Annotated in this window: 26 protein-coding genes; 10 read left to right on the top strand and 16 right to left on the bottom strand. The window is 69.3% G+C overall.

All coding sequences use genetic code 11. The features are described from left to right. Nucleotides 1-2: 2 nt before the first annotated feature. The 4 genes from Q0L11_RS00990 to Q0L11_RS00975 form a co-directional block, all read right to left on the bottom strand. Nucleotides 3-1,013 carry a GlxA family transcriptional regulator gene (locus tag Q0L11_RS00990; protein WP_296594974.1) on the bottom strand — a complete coding sequence of 337 codons (1,011 nt, stop codon included), beginning with the start codon at nucleotides 1,011-1,013 and terminating at the stop codon, nucleotides 3-5. Between the two features lie 57 nt (nucleotides 1,014-1,070). Next, nucleotides 1,071-1,343: a DUF4242 domain-containing protein gene (locus Q0L11_RS00985; protein ID WP_296594973.1), complete on the bottom strand. Its 273-nt coding sequence runs from the start codon at nucleotides 1,341-1,343 to the stop codon at nucleotides 1,071-1,073. A 149-nt stretch (nucleotides 1,344-1,492) separates the two neighbouring features. Beyond that, nucleotides 1,493-2,425 (bottom strand): electron transfer flavoprotein subunit alpha/FixB family protein, encoded by a 933-nt coding sequence (locus tag Q0L11_RS00980; RefSeq protein WP_296594972.1) that lies wholly within the window; start codon nucleotides 2,423-2,425, stop codon nucleotides 1,493-1,495. Nucleotide 2,426: 1 nt separating this feature from the next. Then, the gene (locus tag Q0L11_RS00975; RefSeq protein WP_296594971.1) at nucleotides 2,427-3,173 is read right to left on the bottom strand and encodes an electron transfer flavoprotein subunit beta/FixA family protein; all 747 of its coding nucleotides are present in this window, start codon (nucleotides 3,171-3,173) and stop codon (nucleotides 2,427-2,429) included. A 148-nt stretch (nucleotides 3,174-3,321) separates the two neighbouring features. Between Q0L11_RS00975 and Q0L11_RS00970 the strand changes: the two genes are divergently transcribed. After that, nucleotides 3,322-3,612, top strand: coding sequence for a hypothetical protein (locus Q0L11_RS00970; RefSeq protein ID WP_296594970.1), 291 nt, complete (start codon nucleotides 3,322-3,324; stop codon nucleotides 3,610-3,612). On the opposite strand, the gene Q0L11_RS00965 is transcribed toward Q0L11_RS00970, so the two are convergent. Continuing rightward, complete coding sequence (locus Q0L11_RS00965) at nucleotides 3,609-4,184, bottom strand: cob(I)yrinic acid a,c-diamide adenosyltransferase (RefSeq protein WP_296594969.1); 576 nt, start codon at nucleotides 4,182-4,184, stop codon at nucleotides 3,609-3,611. The genes Q0L11_RS00970 and Q0L11_RS00965 overlap by 4 nt on opposite strands. A gap of 1 nt (nucleotide 4,185) precedes the next feature. Continuing rightward, nucleotides 4,186-4,386 (bottom strand): twin transmembrane helix small protein, encoded by a 201-nt coding sequence (locus Q0L11_RS00960; protein ID WP_296594968.1) that lies wholly within the window; start codon nucleotides 4,384-4,386, stop codon nucleotides 4,186-4,188. Nucleotides 4,387-4,726: 340 nt separating this feature from the next. Here Q0L11_RS00960 and Q0L11_RS00955 point away from each other — a divergent pair, with 340 nt between their 5' ends. Further along, the gene (locus Q0L11_RS00955; protein ID WP_296594967.1) at nucleotides 4,727-5,377 is read left to right on the top strand and encodes a TetR/AcrR family transcriptional regulator; all 651 of its coding nucleotides are present in this window, start codon (nucleotides 4,727-4,729) and stop codon (nucleotides 5,375-5,377) included. Between the two features lie 13 nt (nucleotides 5,378-5,390). Continuing rightward, the gene (locus Q0L11_RS00950; protein WP_296594966.1) at nucleotides 5,391-6,032 is read left to right on the top strand and encodes a TetR/AcrR family transcriptional regulator; all 642 of its coding nucleotides are present in this window, start codon (nucleotides 5,391-5,393) and stop codon (nucleotides 6,030-6,032) included. A gap of 27 nt (nucleotides 6,033-6,059) precedes the next feature. Here the strand turns inward: Q0L11_RS00950 and Q0L11_RS00945 are convergent, their stop codons facing one another. After that, a complete protein-coding gene (locus tag Q0L11_RS00945; RefSeq protein WP_296594965.1) occupies nucleotides 6,060-7,706 on the bottom strand; it encodes an acyl-CoA dehydrogenase family protein in 1,647 nt (548 codons plus the stop codon). 80 nt (nucleotides 7,707-7,786) lie between these two features. Between Q0L11_RS00945 and Q0L11_RS00940 the strand changes: the two genes are divergently transcribed. Further along, nucleotides 7,787-8,419 carry a glutathione S-transferase gene (locus tag Q0L11_RS00940; protein ID WP_296594964.1) on the top strand — a complete coding sequence of 211 codons (633 nt, stop codon included), beginning with the start codon at nucleotides 7,787-7,789 and terminating at the stop codon, nucleotides 8,417-8,419. 4 nt (nucleotides 8,420-8,423) lie between these two features. On the opposite strand, the gene Q0L11_RS00935 is transcribed toward Q0L11_RS00940, so the two are convergent. Together Q0L11_RS00935 and Q0L11_RS00930 are read right to left on the bottom strand one after the other, a co-directional pair. Next, nucleotides 8,424-9,218, bottom strand: coding sequence for an alpha/beta fold hydrolase (locus tag Q0L11_RS00935; RefSeq protein WP_296594963.1), 795 nt, complete (start codon nucleotides 9,216-9,218; stop codon nucleotides 8,424-8,426). Between the two features lie 16 nt (nucleotides 9,219-9,234). Further along, a complete protein-coding gene (locus Q0L11_RS00930) occupies nucleotides 9,235-10,140 on the bottom strand; it encodes a D-alanyl-D-alanine carboxypeptidase family protein (protein WP_296594962.1) in 906 nt (301 codons plus the stop codon). A 44-nt stretch (nucleotides 10,141-10,184) separates the two neighbouring features. Here Q0L11_RS00930 and Q0L11_RS00925 point away from each other — a divergent pair, with 44 nt between their 5' ends. Together Q0L11_RS00925 and Q0L11_RS00920 are read left to right on the top strand one after the other, a co-directional pair. Beyond that, entirely contained in the window at nucleotides 10,185-11,276 is a 1,092-nt protein-coding gene (locus tag Q0L11_RS00925) for a L,D-transpeptidase (RefSeq protein ID WP_296594961.1), read from the top strand. A gap of 156 nt (nucleotides 11,277-11,432) precedes the next feature. Next, nucleotides 11,433-12,383, top strand: coding sequence for a hypothetical protein (locus tag Q0L11_RS00920; protein ID WP_296594960.1), 951 nt, complete (start codon nucleotides 11,433-11,435; stop codon nucleotides 12,381-12,383). A gap of 46 nt (nucleotides 12,384-12,429) precedes the next feature. Here the strand turns inward: Q0L11_RS00920 and Q0L11_RS00915 are convergent, their stop codons facing one another. The 4 genes from Q0L11_RS00915 to Q0L11_RS00900 form a co-directional block, all read right to left on the bottom strand. Next, nucleotides 12,430-13,521, bottom strand: coding sequence for an aromatic ring-hydroxylating dioxygenase subunit alpha (locus Q0L11_RS00915; RefSeq protein ID WP_296594959.1), 1,092 nt, complete (start codon nucleotides 13,519-13,521; stop codon nucleotides 12,430-12,432). Between the two features lie 194 nt (nucleotides 13,522-13,715). Next, the gene (locus Q0L11_RS00910; protein WP_296594958.1) at nucleotides 13,716-15,344 is read right to left on the bottom strand and encodes an alpha-amylase family glycosyl hydrolase; all 1,629 of its coding nucleotides are present in this window, start codon (nucleotides 15,342-15,344) and stop codon (nucleotides 13,716-13,718) included. A 132-nt stretch (nucleotides 15,345-15,476) separates the two neighbouring features. Further along, nucleotides 15,477-16,097, bottom strand: a complete 621-nt coding sequence (locus tag Q0L11_RS00905; protein ID WP_296594957.1) for an ATP-dependent Clp protease proteolytic subunit — start codon at nucleotides 16,095-16,097, stop codon at nucleotides 15,477-15,479. Between the two features lie 97 nt (nucleotides 16,098-16,194). Then, nucleotides 16,195-17,670 carry a M20 family peptidase gene (locus tag Q0L11_RS00900; protein WP_296594956.1) on the bottom strand — a complete coding sequence of 492 codons (1,476 nt, stop codon included), beginning with the start codon at nucleotides 17,668-17,670 and terminating at the stop codon, nucleotides 16,195-16,197. Nucleotides 17,671-17,781: 111 nt separating this feature from the next. Between Q0L11_RS00900 and Q0L11_RS00895 the strand changes: the two genes are divergently transcribed. After that, nucleotides 17,782-18,489, top strand: coding sequence for an extensin family protein (locus Q0L11_RS00895; RefSeq protein ID WP_296594955.1), 708 nt, complete (start codon nucleotides 17,782-17,784; stop codon nucleotides 18,487-18,489). Here the strand turns inward: Q0L11_RS00895 and Q0L11_RS00890 are convergent, their stop codons facing one another. Next, a complete protein-coding gene (locus tag Q0L11_RS00890) occupies nucleotides 18,490-20,406 on the bottom strand; it encodes a PQQ-binding-like beta-propeller repeat protein (RefSeq protein ID WP_296594954.1) in 1,917 nt (638 codons plus the stop codon). It abuts the gene before it with no gap. A 149-nt stretch (nucleotides 20,407-20,555) separates the two neighbouring features. Here Q0L11_RS00890 and Q0L11_RS00885 point away from each other — a divergent pair, with 149 nt between their 5' ends. After that, nucleotides 20,556-21,353 (top strand): SDR family oxidoreductase, encoded by a 798-nt coding sequence (locus tag Q0L11_RS00885; RefSeq protein ID WP_296594953.1) that lies wholly within the window; start codon nucleotides 20,556-20,558, stop codon nucleotides 21,351-21,353. 12 nt (nucleotides 21,354-21,365) lie between these two features. On the opposite strand, the gene Q0L11_RS00880 is transcribed toward Q0L11_RS00885, so the two are convergent. Further along, complete coding sequence (locus Q0L11_RS00880) at nucleotides 21,366-22,553, bottom strand: aminotransferase (RefSeq protein ID WP_296594952.1); 1,188 nt, start codon at nucleotides 22,551-22,553, stop codon at nucleotides 21,366-21,368. A 62-nt stretch (nucleotides 22,554-22,615) separates the two neighbouring features. On the opposite strand from Q0L11_RS00880, the gene Q0L11_RS00875 reads away from it, so the two are divergent. After that, nucleotides 22,616-23,068 carry a GNAT family N-acetyltransferase gene (locus tag Q0L11_RS00875; RefSeq protein WP_296594951.1) on the top strand — a complete coding sequence of 151 codons (453 nt, stop codon included), beginning with the start codon at nucleotides 22,616-22,618 and terminating at the stop codon, nucleotides 23,066-23,068. Between the two features lie 66 nt (nucleotides 23,069-23,134). Continuing rightward, complete coding sequence (locus Q0L11_RS00870; protein WP_296594950.1) at nucleotides 23,135-23,608, top strand: hypothetical protein; 474 nt, start codon at nucleotides 23,135-23,137, stop codon at nucleotides 23,606-23,608. A 3-nt stretch (nucleotides 23,609-23,611) separates the two neighbouring features. Here the strand turns inward: Q0L11_RS00870 and Q0L11_RS00865 are convergent, their stop codons facing one another. Further along, on the bottom strand, nucleotides 23,612-24,841 hold the full coding sequence (locus Q0L11_RS00865; protein ID WP_296594949.1) for a PQQ-dependent sugar dehydrogenase: 1,230 nt from the start codon (nucleotides 24,839-24,841) through the stop codon (nucleotides 23,612-23,614).

The following is a 24,841-nucleotide window of genomic DNA, read 5'->3' as shown; positions in this document are numbered from 1 at the left end:
CCTCACGGCGTGGCCAGCGCGACGTCGCCGCGGACATGCAGAGGCGCGAAGTGGGCGCGATAGTCGGCCGGGGTCATGCCCGTAGCGCGCTTGAAGAGCGTGCGGAAGAACGCGACGTCGTCGTATCCGACCGAGGAACTGATCGACTGGATCGGTTCGGCGTCGCGCTCCAGGGCCAGCTTGGCCGCATCGATCCGCAACGCCTGGACATAGGCGGCGGGCAGGCGGCCGGTGGCGGCCTTGAAGCGCCGGACGAAGGTGCGCTCGCCGAGGCCGGCGTGTTCGGCCAGCGCGCCCGTCGAGACCTCGCCGCTGAAGTTGGTGGCCAGCCAGGTCTCGACACTGCGGACCCGCTCGTCGTCGTGGGGCTGGGAGATCGGCGTGACCGCGTAGCCCGACTGGTAGACGCGCGGCATGGGCAGCAGCAGCACCTTGGCGGTCTTCAGCGCCGTCTCGTGGCCGCAAAGCTTCTCGACCAGATAAAGCGACACGTCGATGGAACCGCAGACTCCGCCGCTGCACAGGACGCGGCTCTCCTCGGTCACGAACAGCTCGGGCTTCCAGTTCACCTGGGGATAACGCCGGGCCATCAGGTCGCGGACAGACCAGTGTGTGGTGGCGAGGCGGCCGTCCAGCAGCCCGGCCTCGGCCAGGTAGGCCGAGCCCATGCAGACGCCGGCGATGAAGGCGCCGTCGGCGTGCTGGCGGCGCAGCCAAGGCAGCAGCGCGCTGTTCTCCACGAACTTGAGGTCCAGCTCGAGGCCCGATGTCGGCACGATCACGATGTCGGTGCGCTCGATATCGGCGATGGCGCACTCGGGCACGATCTGCAGCCCGTAGGGGCTGCGGACCGGCCCGCCGTGGATCGAGGCGGTGCGCACGCGAAATGGCGGATCGGGCGGATGTCCGTGGAGGTCGTTCCACAGCCGGCCCGCCGAGTGGAAGATCTCCACCGGCATGACGCCGGTCGACGATAGGCCGTCGTCCAGCAGCACCACCGTCACATCGAGCATGTGGTCGCCTCCATCGCGCGGCACCCTTGCATGGCTTGCAGGGGCTCGCGAGCCCCGCTAGCCGGCGGTGGTGGGGTCGATGACGCCAACGACTTCCGTGACCTTGTTGGCCGGGAAGCCGCTCAGCTTGGCGTGCTCGTGAACCGCCGCCTCGTCCTCGGCGAGATAGACACAGAAGGTGCGGTCCTTGGTGACGAACGACTGCACCCACTGCGCCCGGGGCGCGAGCTGGCACAGGGCCGCGTTCGAGGTCGCCGCTGCGCCCTTCAGCTCTTCGCCCGACAGCTTGTCGACGCCCGGAATCTCACGCTCGATCAGATACTTCTTCATTTCGAAACCCTCGTTATGTGGGGCTGCGAAACTGACGGAGCGGAACCGTCGTGGGTAGGTGGCGATCCCGACAACCTGCGGGGGTGATCGCGCACGAAAAAGGGCGGCCCTCGCGGACCGCCCTTCGTCTTATGGTCGGCGTGTCGGGCTTAGCCCAGCGCGCCCATCAGTTCCGGCACGGCGGTCTTGTAGTCCGCCACGAGGCCGAAGTCGGCGACCTGGAAGATCGGCGCGTCCGGGTCCTTGTTGATCGCCACGATCACCTTGGAGTCCTTCATGCCGGCCAGGTGCTGGATGGCGCCCGAGATGCCGATGGCGATGTAGAGTTCCGGAGCCACGACCTTGCCGGTCTGGCCGACCTGGTAGTCGTTGGGCGCGTAGCCGGCGTCGACCGCCGCGCGCGAGGCGCCGACCGCCGCGCCGAGCTTGTCGGCGAGCGGCTCGATAACCTTCTGGAACTCCTCGGCCGAGCCCATGGCGCGGCCGCCCGAGACGACGATCTTGGCGGCGCCCAGGTCCGGGCGGGCCGACTTGACGATCTTCTGGTCGACGAAGTGGGTCTTGGCCGGGGCGGCGGGCGCCGAGACGCTCTCCACCTTTGCCGAGCCGCCTTCCGCCGCGGCCTTGAAGGCGGTCGGACGGACCGTCAGCACCTTCTTGGCGTCGGACGACTGGACGGTCTCCAGCGCGTTGCCGGCGTAGATCGGGCGCACGAAGGTGTCGGGCGACACGACTTCGATCACGTCCGAGATCTGGGCCACGTCCAGCTTCGCGGCGACGCGCGGGCTGAAGTTCTTACCCTGGGTGGTCGCCGGGGTGAGGATGGCGTCGTAGCCGCCGGCCAGGCCGACGACCAGATCCTGGAACGCCTCGGCCAGGCCCTGGCCCAGCTCGGCGCTCTCGGCCGTCAGCACCTTCCGCACGCCGCCGATCTTGGCGGCTTCCGCGGCGATGGCGGCGGTGTTCGTGCCGGCCACCAGGATATCGACGTCGCCGCCGATGGCTTGCGCGGCGGTCACCACCTTGTGGGTGTTGTCCTTGAGGGTCGCGTTGTCGTGGTCCGCGATGACGAGAACGGCCATGTTAGAGGACCCCCGCGGTCTTGAGGTTGGAGACGAGGTCGGCGGCGGTTTCCACCTTGATGCCGGCCGAACGCTTCGGCGGCTCGGTGACCTTCACGACCTTCAGCTTGGCCGCCGTGTCGACGCCGAGCGAACCCAGCTCCTTCACGTCGAGCGGCTTCTTCTTCGCCTTCATGATGTTCGGCAGCGACGCGTAGCGCGGCTCGTTGAGACGCAGATCGGCGGTCACGACCGCCGGCAGGTTCACGTCGATCGTCTGCAGACCGCCGTCGACCTCGCGGGTCACCTTGGCCTTGCCGCCTTCGACCACGACTTCCGAGGCGAACGCCGCCTGCGGCCAGTCGAGCAGGGCCGCCAGCATCTGGCCGGTGGCGTTGTTGTCGCCGTCGATGGCCTGCTTGCCCATAAGGACCAGCTCGGGGTTTTCCTCGCCGACGATGGCCTTCAGCACCTTGGCCACGGCCAGCGGTTCGAGGTCCTGGTCGGTCTGCACCAGGATGGCGCGGTCGGCGCCCATGGCCAGCGCGGTCCGCAGGGTTTCCTGCGCTTGCGTCGGGCCGACGGACACGGCGACGATCTCGCTGGCCACGCCCTTCTCCTTCAGGCGGACGGCCTCTTCGACCGCGATCTCGCAGAAGGGATTCATCGACATCTTGACGTTGGCGAGGTCGACACCCGTCTGATCGGCCTTCACGCGGGCCTTGACGTTGTAGTCGATCACCCGCTTCACCGGGACCAACACCTTCATGGGTTGCTAGCGCCTCAAATTGATTGCGGAAAGAAATGAGCCGCGGTGGCAATAGCGGTTCCGCCGAGCATTGCAAGCACGCGCGCGTGACTTTCGCCGCAGCGCACATAGCTAGCCAGACCGGGGTCTCCTTACGTAAAAGGCCCGCATGAACCCCAATATCGAGCGCCTGAAGCTCATCTTCATCGCCCTGTTCGTGGTCGCCATCGTCGGCGTCGGCGTCTGGCAGGTCGGCTGGATCATCCCGCAGAAGAACTGCGAGAAGGCCCACAAGTGGTGGGACAACGGCGAGCGCGTGTGCGCCCAGCCGATCCTGACGTCGGACATCACCGGCCGCCTGATCACGGACGACAAGGCCCTGGCCGAGGCGAAGAAGGCGATCGGCCGCCCGGCCGCGCCGACGATGAAGGCGCCTGAGGCTTCGGCCGCGAAGAACTAGCGCGTCGCGCCCGACTTCCAGAACACCTCGGCGCGGCCCTGGTCGTTGGCCCAGCGGGCCGCGACGAAGAGGAAGTCGGACAGCCGGTTGAGATAGCGCAGGGACGCCGCGCTGACCGGCTCGCCCGCCTCGATCAGGCGCACGGCGTCGCGCTCGGCGCGGCGGCAGACGGTGCGGGCCAGGTGCAGGGCCGCGGCCGCCGGCGTTCCGCCCGGCAGGATGAACGACTGCAGCGGCGGCAGGCGCTCGTTGAGGCTGTCGATCTCGCCCTCGATGCGCGCGATCTGGCTGTCGAGGACGCGCAGGACCGAACCCTCGGCCTCGTCCGGCTTCGGAGGCGTCGCAAGGTCGGCGCCCAGGTCGAACATCTCGTTCTGGATGCGGGCCAGCATGGCGTCGAGCTCGGGGTCGGCCGCCAGGTGGACCCGCGCGAGGCCGATGCAGGCGTTGGCCTCGTCGACCGCGCCGTAGCCTTCGACGCGAACGTCGGTCTTGGAGACCGTGGCGCCGGTGGCCAGGCGCGTCGTGCCGGCGTCGCCCGTTCGCGTGTAGATGCGGTTGAGGGTGACCATCTCAGCCCTGGCTGTTTCGCCACCAGGCGGCCAGCACCAGCACGGCCACCGCGATGGCCTGCGTCAATACGCGCAGGCGCATCAATCTGTTGGACCAGGACCGGCCGAAATCGCCCCCCCGGAACAGCGCGTAGATCCCGAACGCCAGCACCGTCGCCACCGCGGCCAGCGCGGCGAAGATCAGATAATCGAAGATATCCATGCCGCTAGATTAGGCTGGTGAACGGCGCTACGCCATGGGCAAGGGCCGAGTCCAATTTAAACTTGACTATTCGGCGTTTGATCATGTTCATCGAGCGTCGGTTCCGACAGAACCATGAGATTCGGAGTGACGTCCGAGACCTTATGCCATAAGGGCTGACGGCCCGCGCGCGCGGTCCCGCTTGATCGCTCGCGGCGGAATGTTACTGAGCAGTTACAGTTTCGCGTACCGAGTTTGTTGAACATGTTCACCGCCGGTGATACGCCTCGGCGCCGCCGGTTAATCCTCCCCACCTAGAGATCGCCGGGCTCCCCTGTAACCGGCGAGATTCAAGAGAAGAATGAAGCACATCTCCCCAACCCAGGTCGCCGTCGACGCACCGACGCGCGCCCCCACCCGCCGCGCCCTCGCCAAGCAACAGACCCGCCTGAAGGTCCTGGCCGCCGCCCGCCGCCTCTTCAGCGAGCAGGGCTACGAAGGCGCAACGATCCGTGACATCGCCGCGGCCGCCGGCATGTCGACGGGCGCGGTTTTCGCCAATTTCACCGATAAATCAGATCTCTTCCGCGAGATCATGGCCGACGACATGGAGGCGCTCACCGCCGCCATGCGCGACGCCGCCATCCGCGGGCGCAATGTGGAAGACGCCCTCCTGAAGATCTTCATGGCGGGCTACACCTTCTACAAGACGCGCCTGCAGCTTGCCCGCGCCGCCTTCTCGGTGTCGTGGGACAAGGACGGCGGTCCCACGCTGCGCGGCATGTCCTCGTCGACCGCCTTCCAGGACCTGTTCGGCGAACAGCTCACCGCTGCGGTCGAACGCGGCGAGTTGTCGCAGGAGGCCGAGGTTAAGCTCCGCAGCCAGATGCTGTTCGACACCTATCTGTCGAACTTCCCGCAGGCGATCTTCGAGGGCTGGAGCCTGGACGCGCTGCAAGCGCGGGCGCGGGACCAGATCCGCATCCTGCTCGCGGGCGCGCGTCGCGGCTGATCCGCGGGCCGGCATGAACGACGCTGACCTCGGATCGCCCGCGCAACCGGTTCCCGCCCGGCAGTCGCAGAAGGAAGCGACGCGCCAGCGGGTGATCGCCGCGGCGCGCGAGCTGTTCGATTCCCACGGATACCAAGGCACGACGATCCGCGAGATCGCGCGTCACGCCGGCATATCCGTGGGCAGCGTCTTCACCACCTTCGCCTCCAAGGGCGAAATCCTGTCCGAGGTCATGCAGGCCCGGCTCGAGCCGCTCTATGCGGAGATCGACCGGGTCATGCCGCATGTCCGCGGCTCGACGGCGGACCGCCTGCGCACGATGTTCGCCGTGCACTTCGAGTTCGAGGCCCAGCACGTGCGGCTGTTCATGTCGCACATCGCCGCCGCCTATGACTGGACGCTGCCGCCGGGCGCCCGTCCCTATGGGCGCACCCCGGGCCTGCAGGAGGTGATCCGGGATGTGCTCGTGAAGGGCCAGGCCGCCGGCGACGTGCGGCCGGACATCGACCTGCAGGAGGTGGTCGACCTGCTGCTGAGCGCCTACGCCTGGACTTACCGGCTGGTCATCACCCGCGAGGCCGACGCCAAGTCGCTCATCAAGGTCATGGACCGCCAGATCGGCCTGATCGCGGAAGGCTTCGCCCCCCGCAACTGACGGCAGGCCGTCGCGCTACGCGTTCGCTCAGTTCGCCCCTTCCAGCAGCCGTCGCGCGATGACCTGGGCCTGGATTTCGCCGGCGCCCTCGAAGATGTTGAGGATGCGCGCGTCGGCCAGCACGCGGCTGACCGGCTGCTCCACCGCAAACCCCGTCCCCCCGTGGATCTGCACCGCATTGTCGGCGGCCGCCCAGGCGATGCGGGCGGCGGTCAGCTTGGCCATGCCGGCCTCGAGGTCGCAGCGGCGGCCCTCGTCCTTCGCGCGGGCGGCGAACCAGGCCAGGCGTCGCGCGCCCAGGATCTCTGCGGCCATCATGGCGAGCTTGTTGGCCACGCGAGGGAAATCGGCGATCGGCCCCCCGAACTGGCGGCGCTGGAGGGCGTAGTCGAGTGCGAGGTCCAGGGCGTTCTGCGCCACGCCGATGGCGCGGGCGGCGGTCTGGATACGGGCGCTCTCGAAGGTCGCCATGAGCTGGACGAAGCCCTGGCCCTCCTGGCCGCCCAGCAGGTGGGCGTGCGGAACCTCGAACCCGTCGAAGGCGATCTCGTATTCCTTCATCCCGCGATAGCCGATGACGCCGATCTCGCCGCCGCTCATGCCGGGCGCGGGAAAGGGGTCGGCCTCCGTCCCACGGGGCTTCTCGGCCAGGAACATGGAGAGGCCGCGGTGGTCCTTCTTGTCCGGGTCGGTGCGGACCAGCAGCGTCATGAGGTCGGCGCGGGCCGCGTGGGTGATCCATGTCTTGGCGCCCGACACCTTCCAGACGTCGCCCTCGCGCACGGCGCGAGTTCGCAGGCTGCCCAGGTCGGAGCCGGCCTCCGGCTCCGTGAAGACCGCCGTGGGAATCACGGTCCCCGCGGTGATGGCTGGCAGGAACTTCGCCTTCTGTGCAGGCGTGCCGTGCGCCAGGATGAGCTCGCCCGCGATCTCCGAACGGGTGCCCAGCGAGCCGGTCCCGATCCAGCCCCGCGACAGGGCTTCGGAGACCACGCACATCGCCACCTTGCCCAGGCCCGAGCCGCCCCACTCCTCGGGCGCGGTCAGGCCGAAGACGCCGAGGTCGCCCAGCTCCTGCAGCAGCGACAGCGGGATCAGCTCGTCGCGCAGGTGCCAGCCGTGCGCGTAAGGCGCGATCTTCTCCTCGGTGAAGGCGTGGAACTGGTCGCGGATCGCCTCCAGCGTCTCGTCCAGGCCGCTGGCCTCTAGCGACGGCCGCCCCCGCGCCTGGTCCAGCAGCTCGACGATCCGCAGCTTCACCGCCTGCGACGCGCCGGGCCGCAGCCGCCCCAGGATGTGGCTCAGCCGCTCGGCGGGGGCGAAGACGTCGACGGGGCGGAAGATCTCTCCCTGGTTCATCGGGAGCCCGCCCTGGAGCTGGCTCAGATATTCGTGCGCCAGGAGCTGGGCCGGCAGGGCCTCGGCCTCGGTCAGCTTTCCCGCCTCGTCCAGGGCGCGGGCCCAAGCCGCGGCCTGGCGCAGGGTCTCGGCGTAGGCGGCGGTCCAGGCGAGGCCGTGGGCGGCGTGCTGTTCGGCATCCAGCGCGGCGCGGTCCACTTTGCCGTCGCGGGTCACCTGTTTGGCCACGGCGGCGCCGATGGCGGCCGAAAGCGCGGCCGCTTCGCGGGCGGCCTCGTCGAGGAGATCGGGCAGGTTGGGCAGGACCAGGGTCATGGGCGCCTTATGGCAGGCTTGCGTAGCGTCAGGTCAGACCGCTTAGCTGTACCGCGACACACAAGAACAGGAAGCGCCCGATGCTCACAGTCCACCACCTGAACGACAGCCGCTCGCAGCGGATCCTCTGGCTGCTGGAGGAACTGGGGACGCCCTACGAGATCAAGTTCTACCAGCGCGACGCCACCACCCGGCTGGCGCCGCCCGAACTGGTGGCGATCCATCCGCTCGGCAAGTCGCCGGTGATCACGGACGCGGGCCGCACGGTCCACGAGTCGGGCGCGATCATCGACTACATCGTGCGCCGCCACGGCGGCGGCCGGCTGGAGCCCGCGATGGGCAGCGACGACTACGAGACCTATAACCAGTGGATGCACTACGCCGAGGGCTCGGCGATGCTGCCCCTGATGCTGTTCATGTACGTCGGCCGCCTGGGCGAGGCCGGCGCGCCGCTGCACCCGCGCATCGAGAGCGAGATCGCCAACCATCTCGGCTATGTCGAGACGTCCCTGGCCGGCCGCGACTGGCTGCTGGGCCGCGACCTCTCGGCCGCCGATATCCAGATGAGCTTCGTGGGAGAGGTGACCGGCGCCTTCGGCCGCTTCGGCCAGTACCCCAACATCAAGGCCTGGGTGGACCGCTTCCAGGCGCGCCCGGCCTACCGGGCCGCGCTGGAGAAGGGCGGCCCCTACAACATGGGACCGCGCAGCTAGCTGGTCACTCGAACGGCGGGAAGTCGTCGTCCAGCAGGCCGTCGATGAAGTCGAAGACAGTGGCCTTGAAGGACGCGTGCGGGATGACGGAGAAGTGGTCCACGCCCCGCAGGGTCACGGCCTTGCCGAGCGGGAAGACCGAGGCGAGCGGCTCCGGCTCGCCGGCTAGGTCGTCGAACTGGCCGGTCGCCACCAGGACCGGCATGGGCAGCCGCCCCAGCGCATCGCGGTCCAGCGGCGGGCTGGCTGCGGCCGAGAAGGCGGCGAGGGCCTGGCGATCCTCGCCCTGCTCGTCGGCGAACTGACGGAAGCTCCTGAGCATCTCGTTCTGGATCGTCGAAGGGTCTTCCGCGCCCATGGCCTCGGCCATCGCCTCGGCGGCGCCCGGCTTGGGGGGATCCCACAGCTTTGCGCCCACGCCGCCCAGCAGCAGGTTTGAGACCCGGTCCGGCGTGTCCAGCGCCAGTTGCATCGCCGTGCGTGTGCCCATCGAATAGCCGAGCAAGTCGACGCGGCCGACGCCGAGATGGTCGAGCAGGGCCTGGGCGTCCGCGGCGAGCTTCTCCCGGCCGTAGTCGGCGGGGTCGTGCGAACGCAGGCTTTCCCCGTGGCCGCGCTGGTCCAGGGCGATGGTGCGGAACCCGCGACGCTCTAGCGCCCCGTACCAGCCCGTGCGGCGCCAGCCCTCGTTCCGGTTGGACGCGAAGCCGTGCAGCAACAGGATGGTCCGCTGCACCGGGCCCGTCGGGCTGATGTCGTCGTAGGCGATCGGGGCGCTGTTCAGGGTCACGCTGGGCATAGGCCCGAGCCTAGAGTCACGGCGCCTCGCCCGTCCACTCCCAGTGCCAAGGTTCGAACGGGTAGTTCACGAAGCCGAAGCGCGATGCGTTGGCCAGGAGCCAGCGGTAGGTCGCGGTCCGCGTCATGAACAATCGGTTCTCGTCGGCGCTGGAGTCGGGGCCGAAGCCGGGCGCCTGGCCAACGTAGATGTCCGCCGCCAGCCCCGTCCGGTGGGCGGAGCAGCGGGCGCGCACGATCCCGTCGCAATTGCCCTCCGCCTGGCAGCGGGCGGCGTCGGCGGCCGGGCTGCGATAGCCGGAGAAGATGGTGAGGTTTCGCGGGTCGGCGGCGATCTCCGGCACGTCGGCCCGCGCCGCGGCGACCATGCGGCGGTAGGCGTCGAGCGCCCTCGGCCGCAGCCAGACCTGCTTGCCGCCATAGCCCTCCTCGATCTTGGCCGCCGTAATCAGATCGGGGGTGTCGGGACAGACGCCCAGAGAGGTGAACCTTACGAACTCGCGACGACCCTGGAGCGCCGACTTCATCGCCAGGAAGACGGGTTCGGAGAGCACGCCGTCGGCGTCCAGACCCCGGGCTTCCTGCCAGCCCGCCAGGGCGGCGGCGAACCCTTCGCTGTCCGCCGCACAGTCCGTACGGATCTCGCTCTGGATCAGGGGGACATAGATCTCCCAGCCGGTCTCCTGACGGCCGAAGGGCGCCCAGGCCAGCGTGCGAAGCGACCCCGCGTTCGCCTGCGCCGCTTTGGTCCATCCGCTGCTGAGGCACTCGGCGCTCACCGCGCCAAGCGGTGCGGCCTGCTGCGCCGGGCCAGCGGGCGTGCGGGCGGGTGAACAACTGGTCACGCGCAGGAACAGCAGGAGCAGCAGCACGATCGCCGCGCCCGAGGCCCCCAGGAACCGCATGACATCTCGGAGCTTCATCCACATCGCCGCCAGCAATGGGCGGCAGAACGCAGAGGTCCAGCATGAAGTTCTCGCCCGTTCTGCTTTGCGGTGTCGCCGCCGCGGCCCTGAGCGCCTGCGAGATCCGTCCGCGTGAGACGGCGAGCGCGTCGCAGACCTCAGCGCCGCCGGCCGCGTCGATGCCGTCGCCGGCGGTTCCGGAAACGCAGCCTGCGCCTTCCGCCGCGGCGGTTGCGCAGGCTGTCGACAGAGCGGCGTTCAGCGAACAGCCGGCCACACCCGAGGCCCGGCGCGACATGCTCATCCGCGCCCAGGTCCTGCTGGATCGCGCGCATTTCTCGCCGGGCGTGATCGACGGACAGGACGGCGAGAACATGCGCAACGCGATCGCCGCCTATGAACGGGCGCACGACCTGCCCGAGGACGGGATTCTCGATGCGGAGGTCTGGGGCAAGCTGACCGCCGACGCCGGCCCGGCGCTGGTCGATTATGTCGTGTCCCGGGAGGATGCCGCCGGCCCCTACACGCCCGAAATCCCCAAGCGGTACGAGGACATGGCGAAGCTGGACCGCCTCGGCTTCAGCGGACCTCTCGAAGCGCTGGCCGAGCGCTTCCACATGGATGTCGCCCTCCTGCAGGCGCTGAACCCCGGGGCCGACTTCGGCGCGGCGGGGACCAGGATCGTCGTCGCCTGGCCGGCCCGCGATGCCCTTCCCACGAAGGTCGCCACGGTCGAGGTCGACAAGACCAGGAAGCAGGTCCGGGCCTACGACGCGGCGGGAGAGTTGCTGGCCGCCTATCCCGCGACGGTCGGCTCCGCCGACCTGCCCACGCCGTCGGGTGAGTGGGCTGTCCGTACGATCGCGCCGGCGCCGACCTGGACCTACGATCCCAGCCGGCTGAACTTCGGTGACAAGTCCGCCGGGAAACTCACGATCAGGGCGGGGCCGAACAATCCCGTGGGCGCCGTCTGGATCGACCTCACCAAGGACACCTACGGCATCCACGGCGCGCCCGAACCGCGCCTAGTGGGCAAGACGGCCAGTCACGGCTGCGTAAGATTGACCAACTGGGACGCGATGCAGCTTTCGAAGGCCGTCGAGAAAGGGACGAAGGTTAAATTCGTGGGGGACGGACCGGCGGCGGTCACCTGACAGAGAATTGGATTCCCAGGAATTCCCACGCCATTCCCATTGTTAAGGTTTCGGTGACGCGCGGGCGGTTACTCATTTTGAGTAGCGGCAAAACGCCGCGACCATTTGGGAAGAAGCACCATGTCCGGGCAAGGGCCGGCGCATGTCGTAGCGCCCATGAGCAGGGTGGACCGGGTGGCCGGCCGCGGCCTGCGCGAACGCGATCGCAAGCTGCGCGCGGCAGAGCACCGCCGCGCCACGCGCGGCGAGGCCGACGCCTACGAGGCGCTGATCGAGCGCCTGACCAAGATCCACCAGGTGGGCTTCGAGCGCTTCGACTGGGAGAAGATCGAGGCCATCGGACCTGTGGTGCCGAACGTCGCCCGCGATGCGGTGTCGGCCGTCGCGCGCCAGAGGCTGGCCAACTACCGTCCGTCCCTGCTGGACAATCTGCTGGGGCGCGAACGCGAGAAGCGCCGTGAGCTGACGAACGAGGTGGTCGAGTCGGCGAGGGCCGACGCCGAGCTCTATGCGCGCGCAAAGGCCGAGGCGGCGGCGCACAACAAGATCCTGGCGCTGGCGGGCGACGTACGGTCGATGAAGCCCGAGGCCATCGCCGGCGTCCTGAGGGCGAACGGCGCCGCGACCGTCTTCAAGGACGCGACCGAGGGCTTCAGCCTGTTCGGCGAAGGGCGGGACCGGCTGATCGGCCAGGTGGACCTCTGGGAATACGACGCCCTGCCCGAGGAAGCGTTCACCGCGGCGGGCGTCGTCTCGCGCAACGTACTGCTCGAGGCCGAGCGCCGGCAGATCCAGCTCGCCCATGCGTGCTCGGTCACGATCCGGGCCGCCGTCGAACTCCTGCAGGTGGCTCCCGTCGAGACCGTCGAGGTCGTCGGCCGTCTCTGCCGTCCCGGCGGCCTGGCGGAGACCGACACGGACTCCGTGCTCTACCTTCGCGTTTCCCGCGAGGCGCTGGCGAAGATCCAGCTTCGAAAGCTGGACGCCGCGCCCGCCGCCGTGGCGCTGGGCATGCAGGTGGACTGGACGGCCGCGCGCGGTCTCGCTCCGATCCGTATCGACGACCCCGGCATCGTACGCGTCACGGCGGCCAGGGCGGCCGCCTAGAGCCGCGATTCCGTGCCTGAACCCGCCTGCGGTTCGGCGGATCGCGCTAGCTTCGCCAGCGTAGGATCGCGGGCTGGACGGGGTTCTCGAACGGGCGGCCCTCGCGGCGGCTGGCGATCCATTCGCGCTTCAGCGCCTGGTACCATTTGGCCTGCCGGTCGGCGTCGTCCACCCACAGCAGCGTGGGGTCGTGCTTCAGGCCCTGGTTCTGCAGCTTCACCATGTCGCCGTCCTGGCGCAGGAATGTGCGGGCCATCCTCGCGATGACCGGCGTCAACAGGCTGAAGGCCGGATGGTCCGACCAGACGAGCTGGGTCACCAGCGTCCGGCCCTCGTCCAGTGGCGTCAGGCAGGTGAGCGACAGCACTTGGCGGCGGCCCACGGTGACGTGCTCCCAGCGCAGGCCGGGCAGGCGGAAGGTGATCTCCGTTTCCGGGCGGCCGCCCAGGATGGCGTAGGCGCGGCTGTTGCGGGACGGGGCGTGGCGGACCATGGCGAAGCCCTGCTCGCGGGGCTCGAACCGCTTTTCCTTGTCGTGCTCGCTGCCGGCCGTCCGCCACCACCACTGGCGGTGGACATAGGGTCCGTGCGCCGGGTCCATCAGGCCGACGACGGCCTGATCGATATGGGCGTCGAACACCATGCGGTCGACGATCTTCGGCGCGCCGCCCACCGCGCCGGGAAAGACGGGCGGGGGTCCGTCGGGCTCACTCAGGGGCGTCGCGCCCATCCAGGCGAAGACCATCCCCTGGCTTTCGGCCACCGGATAGCGGCGCACCCGCACCTTGGAGACGTCCATCGCCTGGCCGGCGGTCAGCGAGGGGATCGCGGCGCAGGCGCCGTCGGCGCGGAAGCGCCAGCCGTGGTAGGGGCAGGCCACGCTCTCGACGCCCAGTTCGTCGCGGTGGAATTTGCCCGCCGACAGCGGGGCTGCGCGGTGGGGGCAGACGTCGCGCAGGGCGAACAGCTCGCCGCTCGTGGAGCGGCCCAGCATGACCGGCTCGCCCAGCAGGTCCGCATGGAGGAGGCGACCGGGCCTCAGGTCGCTGGACAGGCCCGCGAAATACCAGGTGTCCGTCAGGAAGCCCTGGCCGAAACGGCCGTCGGCGCGGACCGCTCGTGTCTCACAGTCGGGCATCGATTTCCATCAGGCTAAAATCACTCATTTCGCGAATTCAGTGGGGCGGGCTTCGTGCGAGATTGCCCATTTCGCCATGAAACGCGCCGGCCTCCAATTCCTTGTCCCTGCGATCCTGTGGACCAGCGCCGCGCCGCCGGACAACCGATGGCCGGGCTCTACGGCAATACGGTGACCATCCCTGGCGTCGGCGACTAGACGAGCCGCAGGAAGCAGGCGGCGTAGGGCGAAAGGCCCACCGAGCCGCCGCGAAGGTCGGCCTCGCCCGCGCGCAAGGGCAGCAGTTCGGTCCGCTCCAGCGAGGGATGCGCGAAGACCTGCGGCGCGTCGCTGAAGTTGAAGACGCAGACCACCTCCTCGCCCTGGTGGGCGCGGACGAAGGCCACCAGCGGCCCCTCAGCCGCGACGAAGTCGATCTCGCCGAGGCTGAGGGCCGGCGTCGCCTTGCGCAGGGCGATCATCTCCCGTGAGAAGTTGAGCACCGAGTCGGGGTCCTCGCCCTGTTCCTCGACCGACAGGCCGCGGTGCTCGGCCGCCAGCGGCAACCAGGGCTCGCCGTCGGTGAAGCCCATGTTCTCGCCCGCCGTCCACGGCATGGGCGTGCGGCAGCCGTCGCGGCCGCCGTCGTAGGGCCAGTAGAGGTCGCCGACGGGGTCGCGGAGCTGGTCGCGCGTCAGCGAGGCCTGCGGCAGGCCCAGCTCCTCGCCCTGGTAGATCAGCGTCGTGCCCTTCAGGCTGATCAGCAGCGCGAACAGCATCTTCGCCAGTTCGGGCGAGGCCTGCTTGCCGCCGAAGCGGCTGACCGTCCGCGGCACGTCGTGGTTCGAGAAGCTGATCGTCGGCCAGTGGCCGGGATAGTCCGACAGGGTCTCGAAGTGCTTCGTGACGAAGCCGGCCTCCAGCTTGCGGGCCAGCAGCATCACGAACGTGTAGCCGGAATGCAGGCCCTGGGCCGGCGAGAGATAGGCGCCGCAGCGCGCCTCCTCCTCCGAAAACTCGCCGAAAACGAAGCGTTCGCCGCCGTTGACGCCGTTGTGGCCTTCCACCCGGCGGCGGATGACGTCCAGCGTCTCGACGTTCTCCTCGAGGTTGGAGTCGTACCAGTGGAACTGCAGGTTCCCGGCGTGGGACCAGTTGTAGCCGCGGCGCTCTTCCATCGGCACGGGCGGATTCGGCGTCAGCGCCGCGTCGTGCAGAAAGGTGCCGGCCACGTCCAGGCGGAAGCCGTCCACGCCTTTGGCTAGCCAGAAGTCCAGCACCGACAAGGCCGCCTCGCGCGCGCCGGGATCGCGCCAGTTCAGCTTGGGCTGCTGGCGCAGGAACTTGTGGTGGTAGTGCTGCCGCCGCGCCGGCTGGTAGGCCCAGGCGGGGCCGCCGAAGACGCTCAGCCAGTTGTTGGGCGCGGTCCCGTCCTCTTGCGGGTCCGCCCAGACGTACCAATCGGCCTTGGGGCCGTCCTTGCCGCCCGTGAGGCTCTCCACGAACCAGGGGTGGACGTCGGACGTGTGGCTCAGCACCTCGTCCAGCACGACCTTGAGGCCACGGGCGTGGGCGGCGTCGAGCAGGCTCTGGAAGTCCTCGGGCGTGCCGTAGTCGCCTTGGATGCCCTCGAAGTCCGCGATGTCGTAGCCCCAGTCGCGGTTCGGCGAGGGGTGGATCGGCGACAGCCACAGGCCATCGACGCCCAGGCTCTGGATGTAGTCCAGCTTGGCCATGACGCCGGGCAGGTCGCCATGGCCGTCGCCGTTCGAGTCGAAGAAGCTGCGGACGTAGACGTGGTAGAGGATCGCGCCCTTCCACCAGGGTTGAGGCTCATCGCTCATAGTTGCTCCCCGGTTGGGGGAGCTCCCGCGAAGCGGGAGAGGGGGTTGAAGCCCACCGGTCGATCCGCCTCGGCTGAAACCCCCTCCGTCTCACGCCTTCGGCGTGATCCACCTCCCCCGACGGGGAGAAACTCAGACTTCCGAGGCGTCGGTGACGATCTTCGACACCAGGCCGTACTTCACGGCTTCCTCGGCGCTCATCCAGAAGTTCCGCTGGGTGTCCTTCACGACCTTCTCGTAGGTCTGGCCGGTCTCGCGGGCGATGAGGCGGTTCAGCCGTTCCTGCATCTTGATGATCTCTTCCGCCTCGATCTCGATGTCCGAGGCCTGGCCGCGCACGCCGCCGGCCGGCTGGTGCAGCAGGAAGCGGGTGTTGGGCAGGCAGAGGCGGTTTTCCTTGGTCGCGCCCAGGAAGATATGAGCGCCGGCCGAGGCGACCCAGCCGGTGCCGATCACCTTCACCTGGTTGCCGCAGAAGCGGATCATGTCGTGGATGGTGTCGCCGCTTTCCACGTGGCCGCCCGGCGAGTTGATGATCACGCGGATCGGCTTGTCGCTCTCGCTGGCGAGGGCGGTGATCTGGGCGGTGACGCGCTCGGCCAGGCGCATGTCGATCTCGCCGAAGATCAGCACCGTGCGCGACTTGAACAGCGCGTTCTGCACCGGCCCGGCGGTCATCGGCATGTCGGGCAGGCGGCCCTTGTCCTCGTCGTCGCCGTCTTCGTCGTCGAGGTAGGAAATCCACTTCAGCATCTTGGGCAGCCCTGTCTTGTCGCCGCGAGCGGGCGGCGGGAGTTTCGTCGCTACACAGCTATTGGTCCGCGCGGCCCGGGGCAAGAGCGCAGGACGGTTACTGCGTCGCCGTGACGATCAGGCGGCCGTAGAAGTCGACCATCTTCTCCAGGTTCTTCAGCGTCATGTGCTCGTTGGTGCCGTGGATCATCTCCACGTCCTTCAGGCTGAACTCCACGGGCTGGAACCGGTAGACGTCCTTGGCGACGGGGGTCAGGAAGCGGCTGTCCGTGCCGGCGGTGACGAGGCTGGGAGCGACAGGCGCGCCCGACACCGCCCCTGCCGTCGCGGCCAGCACCCGCCAGCTCCACGAGCTGGTGGAGCTCACCGGCGAGGGCTCGTTCGGCGCGGCGTTCCAGGCCAGCTCCACCGGCAGGTCTCCAACCGCGGCCTTGGCGCGCTTCATCACGGTGTCGGAGGTGTCGCCCGGCGCGATCCGGTAGTTGATCCAGGCGGTGGCGTCCTGCGGCAGCACGTTCTCCTTCGGACTGCCCTTCAGCATGGTCGGCGCGATGGTCGTGTGCAGCAGGCCGGCGCCGGTCGGCGTGGCCCCGACCTGCTTGGTCAGCAGGCCGCCGAACAGCCATTCGTTGGCCACGGCCATGCGCACCGCGAAGGGCGCGTCGGGGGCCAACGTCTTCACCATCTCGGCGCCCGGCCCGCGGAAGGCGAGGGGGAACTGGTCGTCGGCGATCGCCACAATGGCCTTGGACAGGGTGACCACGCCGCCGGAGTTCGCCGGCGGGGCGGACGAGTGCCCGCCGGTCGCCCGCGCCGTGACCCGCAGGGTGCCGTAGCCCTTCTCGGCCGTGCCGATGATCGCGGCCTTGCCGCCGCTGATCGGGTTGTCGTTGAGGACCGCCATGCCCTCGTCCAGCACGAACTCGGCCTTGACGCCCCGCGACTTCAGGAAGTCCGCCGCCGAACGGGCGCCCTGGCCGAAGACCTCCTCGTCGCCGCCGGACACGACGATGATCGTGCGGCGCGGCCGGTAGCCCTGCTTCGCCAGCGTCTCGACCGCTTCGAAGATGCCGATCAGCGAGCCCTTGTCGTCGATGGAGCCCCGACCCCAGACCGCGCCGTCGGCGATGACGCCGCCGAAGGGCGGGTGCTTCCAGTCCTTCTCGGTGCCGGGCGTCACGGGCACCACGTCCTGGTGGGCCATGAGTACGATGGGCGCGAGGGCCTTGTCGGCGCCGGGCCAGGTGTAGACCAGCGTGCGGCTGGCCAACTCGTCGCGGGTCATCGCCGCATGGGCCGCTGGGTAGCTCGCGGCCAGCAGCTCGTGCAGCCGCGTCCACTCGGCGTCGACGTCCTCGGCCCGGTCCTGGTGGCGGACGGTCTGGATCTGGACGGCCTGGCTGAGGCGCTGCGCCGCGCCGGCCACGTCCACCGGCATCGCCGCGGCGACCTTGATCCCGCCGACGTCGCCGGAGGCCGGCGCCTTGAACGTGAAGGTCCGCACCAGGACCACGGCGACCAGCACGACGAGCACGGCCAGAAAGCCGAGCGCGATCCGCCCTAAGATGCGCATACACAAAGCCCTTCCCCGATCTGTGCCGATCCTTGACCGTCCGCAGATTGAACCGCAAGGCGCAGGCGCCATTTCCCTGCCGTGGCCCGCCGCCCCATTCGCCCGAAGCCTGTGTCGCCGGAAGTGCTGGCCTTGGCGGGCGCGTGGTCTCTGCTGACCGACCTGCTGGTGATGTCGCTGCTCCTCGGCGTCGCCATAGCCCGGTGGGCGCCGCCGGAAGACCTGCCGTGGACGCCGTTGCGCCTCGACCAGCCGGTCGGCCTCGCCACGGGCTTCAAATTCGCCCTCGCCGCCCGGGACCCGCGGCAATGTCGGCTCGTCCTGCGCGAGGGCGGCCTGGGCTTCGTGGAGGAGCCGGGGCGCGTCCGCGGCGCTTGCAGCACGCACAACACTCTACGTCTGCAGGGCGCTCAACTCTCTCCCGCCGCGCCCGTCATGACCTGTCCCGAGGCGCTGGCTTACGCCTTCTGGATCCGGCACGCCGTGCAGCCGGCCGCGCACGCAAACCTCGGAGAACCGGTAGTCACCGTCGAGCACTATGGCAGCTTCGCCTGCCGCAACATCTACGGCCGGGCGACTGGCATGAGGAGCGAACACGCCTACGCCAACGCGCTGGACGTCTCGGCCTTCCGCACGATCTCAGGCCGCCGCGTGAGCGTGCTCGAGGATTTCAACGACCAAGGTGCGCGCGGCCGCTTTCTCCGGAGGGCGAGGGACGGCGCCTGCCCGTGGTTCAACGCGGTGCTGGGTCCGGACTACAACGCCGCCCACCGCGACCATCTGCACCTCGACATGGGACGCTTCGCGGCCTGCCGTTAGCTACTTCGGCCGGAACGCCAGCAGGACGTTGCCGGACGCCTGGCCGAACATGCCGTAGCCCGAGCCCACCAGGACCAGTCCATTCACGCCGACGATGGACGCCGCGTCGATCGAGCCGCCCTTGCCCGGCACGCCATTTAGCGTCTGGAAATCGCGCAAGGTGTCGTAGGCCCACAGGCGCTCGCCGCTCTTCGCGTCGATGACGTACAGCCGTCCGTCCAGGCCGCCCTGCACCACAGCGCCGTCGATCACCGCCGGCGCGCCGGAGAAGCCGTACAGCCGCTCGCACCGAGGCGCCTTCTTGTCTCGCCCGTTGGCGCAGTCCGGCGTCGCCGAATAGTGCCAGCGGATCTCGCCGGTGTTGGCGTCGACGCCGTACATGCCGGGCTGCAGCTTCGGATCGATCGGCTGGCCGCCGGGCAGGGGCCGCCCGATCTGCGCGACGGGCACGATCACCATGTCGTCGTGGAAGGCGATGCCCCAGTGAATGCCGCCGTTGGGCGCGCCGGTCCCGATGTCGCGCCGCCACAGCACTTTGCCGCTGTCGGGGTCGAGCGCCCAGACCGTGCCCGACTTCTGCCCGGCGAAGATCACCTCCTTGCCGGACTTGAGCTTCGCGAGGATCAGCGAGGCGCCGAAGTCGACGTCGCGGTAGACGGTCTCCGGGGCCTTCACGCAGTTCAGCAGCTCCTTGCGCGGATTGGGCCCGCAGCCGGCATTGAAGATGTCGTCCGAGGTCGCCTGATGGCTCCAGGCCTCGGTCCCGTCCTTCAGGCGGATGGCGATCAGCGCATCGGTGTTGCGGTGGGCCGGCGGCGAGTTGCTTTCCCCTGTCCCGAAGAAGATCAGGCCGCGCGTCTCGTCCACGACCGGCGAGTTCCAGATCGGCGCGCCCGAGGGGCCGAGCAGCGGCTTGCCGTCGCCGCGGTCTCGCACGGGCTGGGCGTCCGGCATGGTGTCGTAGCGCCACTGCTGCTTACCGGTCTTCGGGTCCAGAGACAGGACGTAGCCGTGGTTGGTGCAGCAGGCGACCTTGTTGTCCGCCGCCGTCATGATCTCGAATTGGCTGACCGGCACGATAATCCGGTCCTTCAGCACGCGGGGCGTGCCGGTGGTCAGGGAGTAGGAATAGGTCCCGACGGGCCGATGCCAGAGCGGCTTGCCCGTGCGGGCGTCCAGCACGTGGAGCGTGGTGTCCAGGCCGGCGAAGGCCAGCACCGGCGTGCCGTCCGCGATCACGCCGTAGCCCGGGCTCGTGCGCAGGGGCGCCGCGCCTTGGGTGTTGTAGACCCACTTGAGGCAAGGCTTCGCGGGGTTGCTGAGGTCGAACGCGTACATGGCGGCCGCCTCGGCCACCGGCAGGAAGACCGTGTTGCCGACCACGGCGCCCTGCGCGCGCATCATGGTGGTGTCGGGGAAGGCGATGGCCCAGGCCAGGTCGAGCTTCGAGAGCTTCGCCTTGGTGAGGCCGGTCTGCTTCGCCGTGAGGGTCCGGGTCTGGCGCGCGTCGAAGCCGAAGGTGGACACGGCGGGCGCCGTCTTGATGTCGACGCCCGACCGGGCGCAGGCCATGCCCTTGCTCCAGGTCTCGACGCTGGCGCTGGAGCGGCCCGTCAGGAAGTTGATGAGCTGGCCCCGTTCCTCCTCGCTCATGCCGGCCGCCTGGGCCTGCATCTTGCCCTGGGTCAGGGCGAAGCTGAGCGTCTGGAAGCTCATCGCCGACAGGGTGCTGCGCGCCGGCGCCTTGGTGTCCTCAGGATTGTCGTGACAGGCCGCGCAGCGCAGCCGGTAGATGGCCTGGCCGGGATGCGGCAACGCATCGGCCGATTGCGCCGGCTGCGCCTTGAGGCTGGTGCCCACGGCCAGGGCGGCGCCGGCCGCCATCATGACGGCCGTAAGGCCGGCAAACACCTTCATGACGTTCCCCCAAAAGCGCCACCGGCTCTCAAGGGCCGGCGTGCGCTTTCGAAGATACGGAATCCTGGATCGCCGTCCACCTTGACCGAGGGGCAACCGGCGTCGCAAATGACGCGCAAACTTAAACAGTCGTTTGGAAGGAGCGCCCGATGGGCCAAGTTCTCGAAGCCCCCGCCGTGAGCGTGAACGGTCTGTTCGACCTGACGGGCAAGGTGGCGGTGATCACCGGATCGTCGCGCGGCATCGGGCGCGCCATCGCCGAGCGCATGGCCCAGCAGGGCGCCAAGGTGGTGATCAGCTCGCGCAAGGCCGGCCCCTGCGAGGAGGTCGCCGCGGTGATCAACGCGCGCAGCCCCGGCCACGCCATCGCCGTGCCGGCCAACATCTCGTCGAAGGAGGACCTTCAGCGCCTGATGGACGAGACCCGCAAGGCGTTCGGCAAGATCGACATCCTGGTCTGCAACGCGGCCTCGAACCCCTACTACGGCAGCCAGCTCGAGATTTCCGACGAGGCCTTCACCAAGATCCTGGCCAACAACATCATCGCCAACAACTGGATGATCCAGATGGTGGCCCCCGAGATGAAGGAACGGAAGGACGGCGCGATCATCGTGATCTCGTCCATCGGCGGTCTGCGCGGCACCGAGGTGATCGGCGCGTACGCCATCTCCAAGGCCGCCGACATGCAGCTCGCCCGCAACCTCGCCAAGGAGCTGGGTCCCTACAACGTGCGCATCAATTGCGTCGCGCCGGGTCTGGTGAAGACCGATTTCGCCAAGGCGCTGTGGGACACCCCGGCCGGCGAGGAACGCGCCAGCTCGGGCACCCCGCTCCGCCGCCTGGGCGAGCCGGACGACCTGGCCGGGGCGGCCGTCTACCTGGCCTCGCGCGCCGGCGCCTGGACCACCGGCCAGACCATTGTCGTCGACGGCGGCAGCACCTGCTGAGGTCGTTCGGCGTCACGCCGGCGTGGTGGAGCGGCTGGCCCTGATCGAAAGGTCCCGCGCCTTCGCCAGCCGCGCGACGCCCTCATCCAGCGTCGCATCCCCCTTCGAGAAGCACAGTCGCGCGATCGTGGTGACGGGGTGCGCCTCGTAGAAGGCCGACACCGGTATCGCCGCCACGCCGGCCTCCTTGACGGCGCGCAGGCAGAAATCGCGGTCGCCCTCGACGATGCCGGAGCCCGGTAGATCGACGTTCAGGAAATAGGTCCCTTGGCTGGGTAGGACGGCGAAGCCTTCGCGCCTCAGGCCGTCGGCCAGCCGGTCGCGCGAGCGCTGCAGGCCGGCCGGCATGTCGCGGAACCAGTCGGCCGCGTTTTCCAGGCCCCAGGCGACGGCGGCCTGCAGGTTGGGCGGCGTGGTGAAGGTCAGGAACTGGTGCGCGCGGGCTAGGCTGTGCGTCAGGGCGGGAGCGGCGCAGAGGAAGCCCACCTTCCAGCCGGTGAGGCCGAACATCTTGCCGGCGGAGCCGATCTTCACCGTCCGCTCGCGCATGCCGGGGAAGGCGATCAGCGGCCGGTGCCGGCGGCCGTCGAACACCACCTGCTCCCAGACTTCGTCGCAGACGGCGACGGCGTCGTGCGTCACGCAGAATTCGGCCAGCAGGGCCAGATCCTCGTCGGGCAGGACCACGCCGGTGGGGTTGATCGGATTGTTCAGTACGACGAGGCGCGTGCGCGGCGTGAAGGCCGCCTCCAGCATCTCTCGCGTGAACCGCCAGTGCGGCGGCTCCAGCCGGACCAGCTTCGGCACGCCGCCCGCGCGGCGGATCAGCGGCGGATAGGCGTCGTAGAACGGCTGGAAGACGATCACCTCGTCGCCCGGCTCGATCAGGGCGAGGAAGCTGGCGGCCAGGGCCTCGGTGGCGCCGGAGGTGACGGTCACCTCGGACGCCCAGTCGAGGTCGAGCTCCTGGGTCCGGCCATAATGGTTCGCCACCGCCTGGCGCAGTTCGGGCAGGCCCGCCATTGGCGGGTACTGGTTGTAGCCGTTGAGGACCGCGTCGGCGGCCTTGGCGCGCACGGCCTCTGGACCCGGATCGTCGGGGAAGCCCTGGCCGAGGTTCACCGCGCCGTTGGCGCGCGCGAGGCCCGACATCTCCTCGAAGACGGTGGTCGGCAGGCTTGAGAAAATCGCATTCGGCATTAGGTCGAATTTGGCGGCAGACAGGCGTTCTGGCCACCCCGCTGCGCGCACGAGAGGGACTCATGGACATCGTCGAGTTCGAACCTGGCCATGCCGAGGCGTTCCATCGCCTGAACGAAGCCTGGATCACCAAGTATTTCGCGCTCGAGCCGAAGGACCTGGAGGTGCTGACCGATCCGGAAGGCAAGATCATCGCCAAGGGCGGCCGGATCTTCATCGCCTTGAAGGACGGCGCGCCGGTGGGCTGCGTGGCGCTGCTGAAGATGGACGACGGCGGCTACGAGGTGGCGAAGATGACCGTCTCCGAGGACCTTCGCGGCTCGGGTCTCGGGCGGCTTCTGATGCAGCGATGCATCGACGCCGGGGCCGAACTCGGCGCGACGCGGCTCTACCTGGAGACCAACTCCTCGCTGGGACCGGCGCTGGGCCTCTACCGGGCGATGGGCTTCAAGGACCTTGCGCCCGTAGAGACGCCGTATGCCCGCGCCGACGTGTTCATGGAAAGGCGCTACTGATCGGCCTCCTTAGTTGCGAATGACTCGCAACAGCAATATCGTGAGGTCGTCTCAGCGGAGTCGGCCATGCACGCCCAGTCCCCCTTCGAACCCCTCTTCCACGGCGAGCGCCTTTTGATCCGCACCGTGCGGCTGCTCGCCCTGGCGACGCCGTGCCATGGACTCCAGGTCCACTTCGAGGCGGCCTGCGGCTGCGCCGGCGAGGCGGCTTACCGGATGCTCGAAGCGTTCGTGCAACAGCTCGCGGTCCATGGCCATCGGCGCGTTCAGCTCTCGATCCCCGCCGATCCGCGCCTCACCGACGACGAGGCCCTGGTGCTCGACATCTTCGGCTGCGCCCAGGCGGGCGACTACCGATCGCTAGAGGAGCGCCTGCGCGGCCTGCTGGACGCGGATCCGCCGTTCCCCATGGGCGCGGCCGCCTGCATGGTGGCCGAGACCCTGGGCATGAACGGGCTCATGCTGCGGGCGCGTCCGACGCCGGACCAGTCCATCCCGCATCCTGGTGAACTGTTCGTGTTTCCGATGGCGGCAGAATAGCCGTCAGCGCCGGTCGCGGGCGAAGCGCAGGATCGCGCCGTTGCGGTCGTCGGCGACCCAGATCGCCCCGTCCGCCGCCACCGCCATGCCGACCGGCGCCCCGTCTGGTCGGCGACCCCGCACCGCGCGCCAGCCGGGCGTCAGGTCGAGTGGCTTCGACGATCTGGGAACGCCAGCGGCGTCCAGTTCGTAGGCCAGCAGCCGCGAGCCCGCGGAGCGGTAGCCGTGCAGGGTCACGATCAGCTTGCCCGAGAGCTCGGGGAACATCGCCCCGCCGTACTCGATCAGGTCCAGCGGCGCGCCGTGCGGCGCCATCAGCACCTGCGGGCGGGTGAACGACGCGCACGACACCTTGCTCGCCTTCCAGGCGGGCGCCGGCTGGTTCGCGCCCATGCAGTAGGGCCAGCCGTAGTGGGCGCCGGGGCGGATCACGTTGAGTTCCTCGGGCGGCCAGGCCGGGTCAGTGACGTCGATGCTGTTCTCGGCCTGGAGGATCGTCCCGGCCCGCGTGCGCACGAGGGCCAGCGAGTTGCGAAGGCCGCGGGCGTGGACGCTCGGCTGGGACGACCACTTGCCGGGCCCCTCGGGGGCGAACCGCCACAGCGCCGCCTGTCTTTCGGCCTCGGCGCAGGCGCTCTGGCCAGGCTTGGGCGGGCACTGGTCGGACGGCGCCCCGACATTGACGATCAGCGCGCCATCGCGGTCGAAGATGAAGGCCGAGAGCGGGTGGCGATTGTCGTGCAGCCGGTTGTCGGGCAGGCCCGTGACGACCGGCGTGAGCGTCGCCTGCGGGTCGGGCGCGTCGGGATCGAAGCGGCTGATGCGGCTCATCTCGCCGAGATAGATCTTCCCGTCGGGGCCCACCGCCAGGGTGTGCGGCAGGTCGAGCCTGGTGAGCAACCGCTTGAGGACGGGCTCCGCGCCAGGCTTGGGCGTCAGCCGCCAGAGCGAGCCGCGCCCGGCGTCCCAGGTCCCGAGGTCCGCGACCAGGAAGCTGCCGTCGGCAAGCGCCAGCAGGGTGCGCGGCAAGTGCAGGGTGCGCTTCGACGCCCTCAAGCCCTCGGGCGGCGGGGCGAGGACGATGCCGGCGCACATGCCCCTGACGGTCTCGATGGGGGCGCGGGCGTAGCCGTCGCATGTGCGCCCGTCGCGGGCGTAGCCTTCGGTGGGAACCTGAGCCTGCGACGCGCCGGCGAGAAGCGCCAGGCCGAGGCCGGCCAGCAGGCCGCGCAT

This window comes from Phenylobacterium sp., from assembly GCF_024508875.1.
GTDB lineage: Bacteria > Pseudomonadota > Alphaproteobacteria > Caulobacterales > Caulobacteraceae > Phenylobacterium.
This window is presented reverse-complemented; position numbering and strand designations above follow the sequence as displayed.

Bases quoted from the DNA above. Each gene is read 5' to 3' on its own strand.
- Q0L11_RS00990 (WP_296594974.1), bottom strand. From the start codon at position 1,013: ATGCTCGATGTGACGGTGGTGCTGCTGGACGACGGCCTATCGTCGACC.
- Q0L11_RS00985 (WP_296594973.1), bottom strand. From the start codon at position 1,343: ATGAAGAAGTATCTGATCGAGCGTGAGATTCCGGGCGTCGACAAGCTG.
- Q0L11_RS00980 (WP_296594972.1), bottom strand. From the start codon at position 2,425: ATGGCCGTTCTCGTCATCGCGGACCACGACAACGCGACCCTCAAGGAC.
- Q0L11_RS00975 (WP_296594971.1), bottom strand. From the start codon at position 3,173: ATGAAGGTGTTGGTCCCGGTGAAGCGGGTGATCGACTACAACGTCAAG.
- Q0L11_RS00970 (WP_296594970.1), top strand. From the start codon at position 3,322: ATGAACCCCAATATCGAGCGCCTGAAGCTCATCTTCATCGCCCTGTTC.
- Q0L11_RS00965 (WP_296594969.1), bottom strand. From the start codon at position 4,184: ATGGTCACCCTCAACCGCATCTACACGCGAACGGGCGACGCCGGCACG.
- Q0L11_RS00960 (WP_296594968.1), bottom strand. From the start codon at position 4,386: ATGGATATCTTCGATTATCTGATCTTCGCCGCGCTGGCCGCGGTGGCG.
- Q0L11_RS00955 (WP_296594967.1), top strand. From the start codon at position 4,727: ATGAAGCACATCTCCCCAACCCAGGTCGCCGTCGACGCACCGACGCGC.
- Q0L11_RS00950 (WP_296594966.1), top strand. From the start codon at position 5,391: ATGAACGACGCTGACCTCGGATCGCCCGCGCAACCGGTTCCCGCCCGG.
- Q0L11_RS00945 (WP_296594965.1), bottom strand. From the start codon at position 7,706: ATGACCCTGGTCCTGCCCAACCTGCCCGATCTCCTCGACGAGGCCGCC.
- Q0L11_RS00940 (WP_296594964.1), top strand. From the start codon at position 7,787: ATGCTCACAGTCCACCACCTGAACGACAGCCGCTCGCAGCGGATCCTC.
- Q0L11_RS00935 (WP_296594963.1), bottom strand. From the start codon at position 9,218: ATGCCCAGCGTGACCCTGAACAGCGCCCCGATCGCCTACGACGACATC.
- Q0L11_RS00930 (WP_296594962.1), bottom strand. From the start codon at position 10,140: ATGAAGCTCCGAGATGTCATGCGGTTCCTGGGGGCCTCGGGCGCGGCG.
- Q0L11_RS00925 (WP_296594961.1), top strand. From the start codon at position 10,185: ATGAAGTTCTCGCCCGTTCTGCTTTGCGGTGTCGCCGCCGCGGCCCTG.
- Q0L11_RS00920 (WP_296594960.1), top strand. From the start codon at position 11,433: ATGAGCAGGGTGGACCGGGTGGCCGGCCGCGGCCTGCGCGAACGCGAT.
- Q0L11_RS00915 (WP_296594959.1), bottom strand. From the start codon at position 13,521: ATGCCCGACTGTGAGACACGAGCGGTCCGCGCCGACGGCCGTTTCGGC.
- Q0L11_RS00910 (WP_296594958.1), bottom strand. From the start codon at position 15,344: ATGAGCGATGAGCCTCAACCCTGGTGGAAGGGCGCGATCCTCTACCAC.
- Q0L11_RS00905 (WP_296594957.1), bottom strand. From the start codon at position 16,097: ATGCTGAAGTGGATTTCCTACCTCGACGACGAAGACGGCGACGACGAG.
- Q0L11_RS00900 (WP_296594956.1), bottom strand. From the start codon at position 17,670: ATGCGCATCTTAGGGCGGATCGCGCTCGGCTTTCTGGCCGTGCTCGTC.
- Q0L11_RS00890 (WP_296594954.1), bottom strand. From the start codon at position 20,406: ATGAAGGTGTTTGCCGGCCTTACGGCCGTCATGATGGCGGCCGGCGCC.
- Q0L11_RS00885 (WP_296594953.1), top strand. From the start codon at position 20,556: ATGGGCCAAGTTCTCGAAGCCCCCGCCGTGAGCGTGAACGGTCTGTTC.
- Q0L11_RS00880 (WP_296594952.1), bottom strand. From the start codon at position 22,553: ATGCCGAATGCGATTTTCTCAAGCCTGCCGACCACCGTCTTCGAGGAG.
- Q0L11_RS00875 (WP_296594951.1), top strand. From the start codon at position 22,616: ATGGACATCGTCGAGTTCGAACCTGGCCATGCCGAGGCGTTCCATCGC.
- Q0L11_RS00870 (WP_296594950.1), top strand. From the start codon at position 23,135: ATGCACGCCCAGTCCCCCTTCGAACCCCTCTTCCACGGCGAGCGCCTT.
- Q0L11_RS00865 (WP_296594949.1), bottom strand. From the start codon at position 24,841: ATGCGCGGCCTGCTGGCCGGCCTCGGCCTGGCGCTTCTCGCCGGCGCG.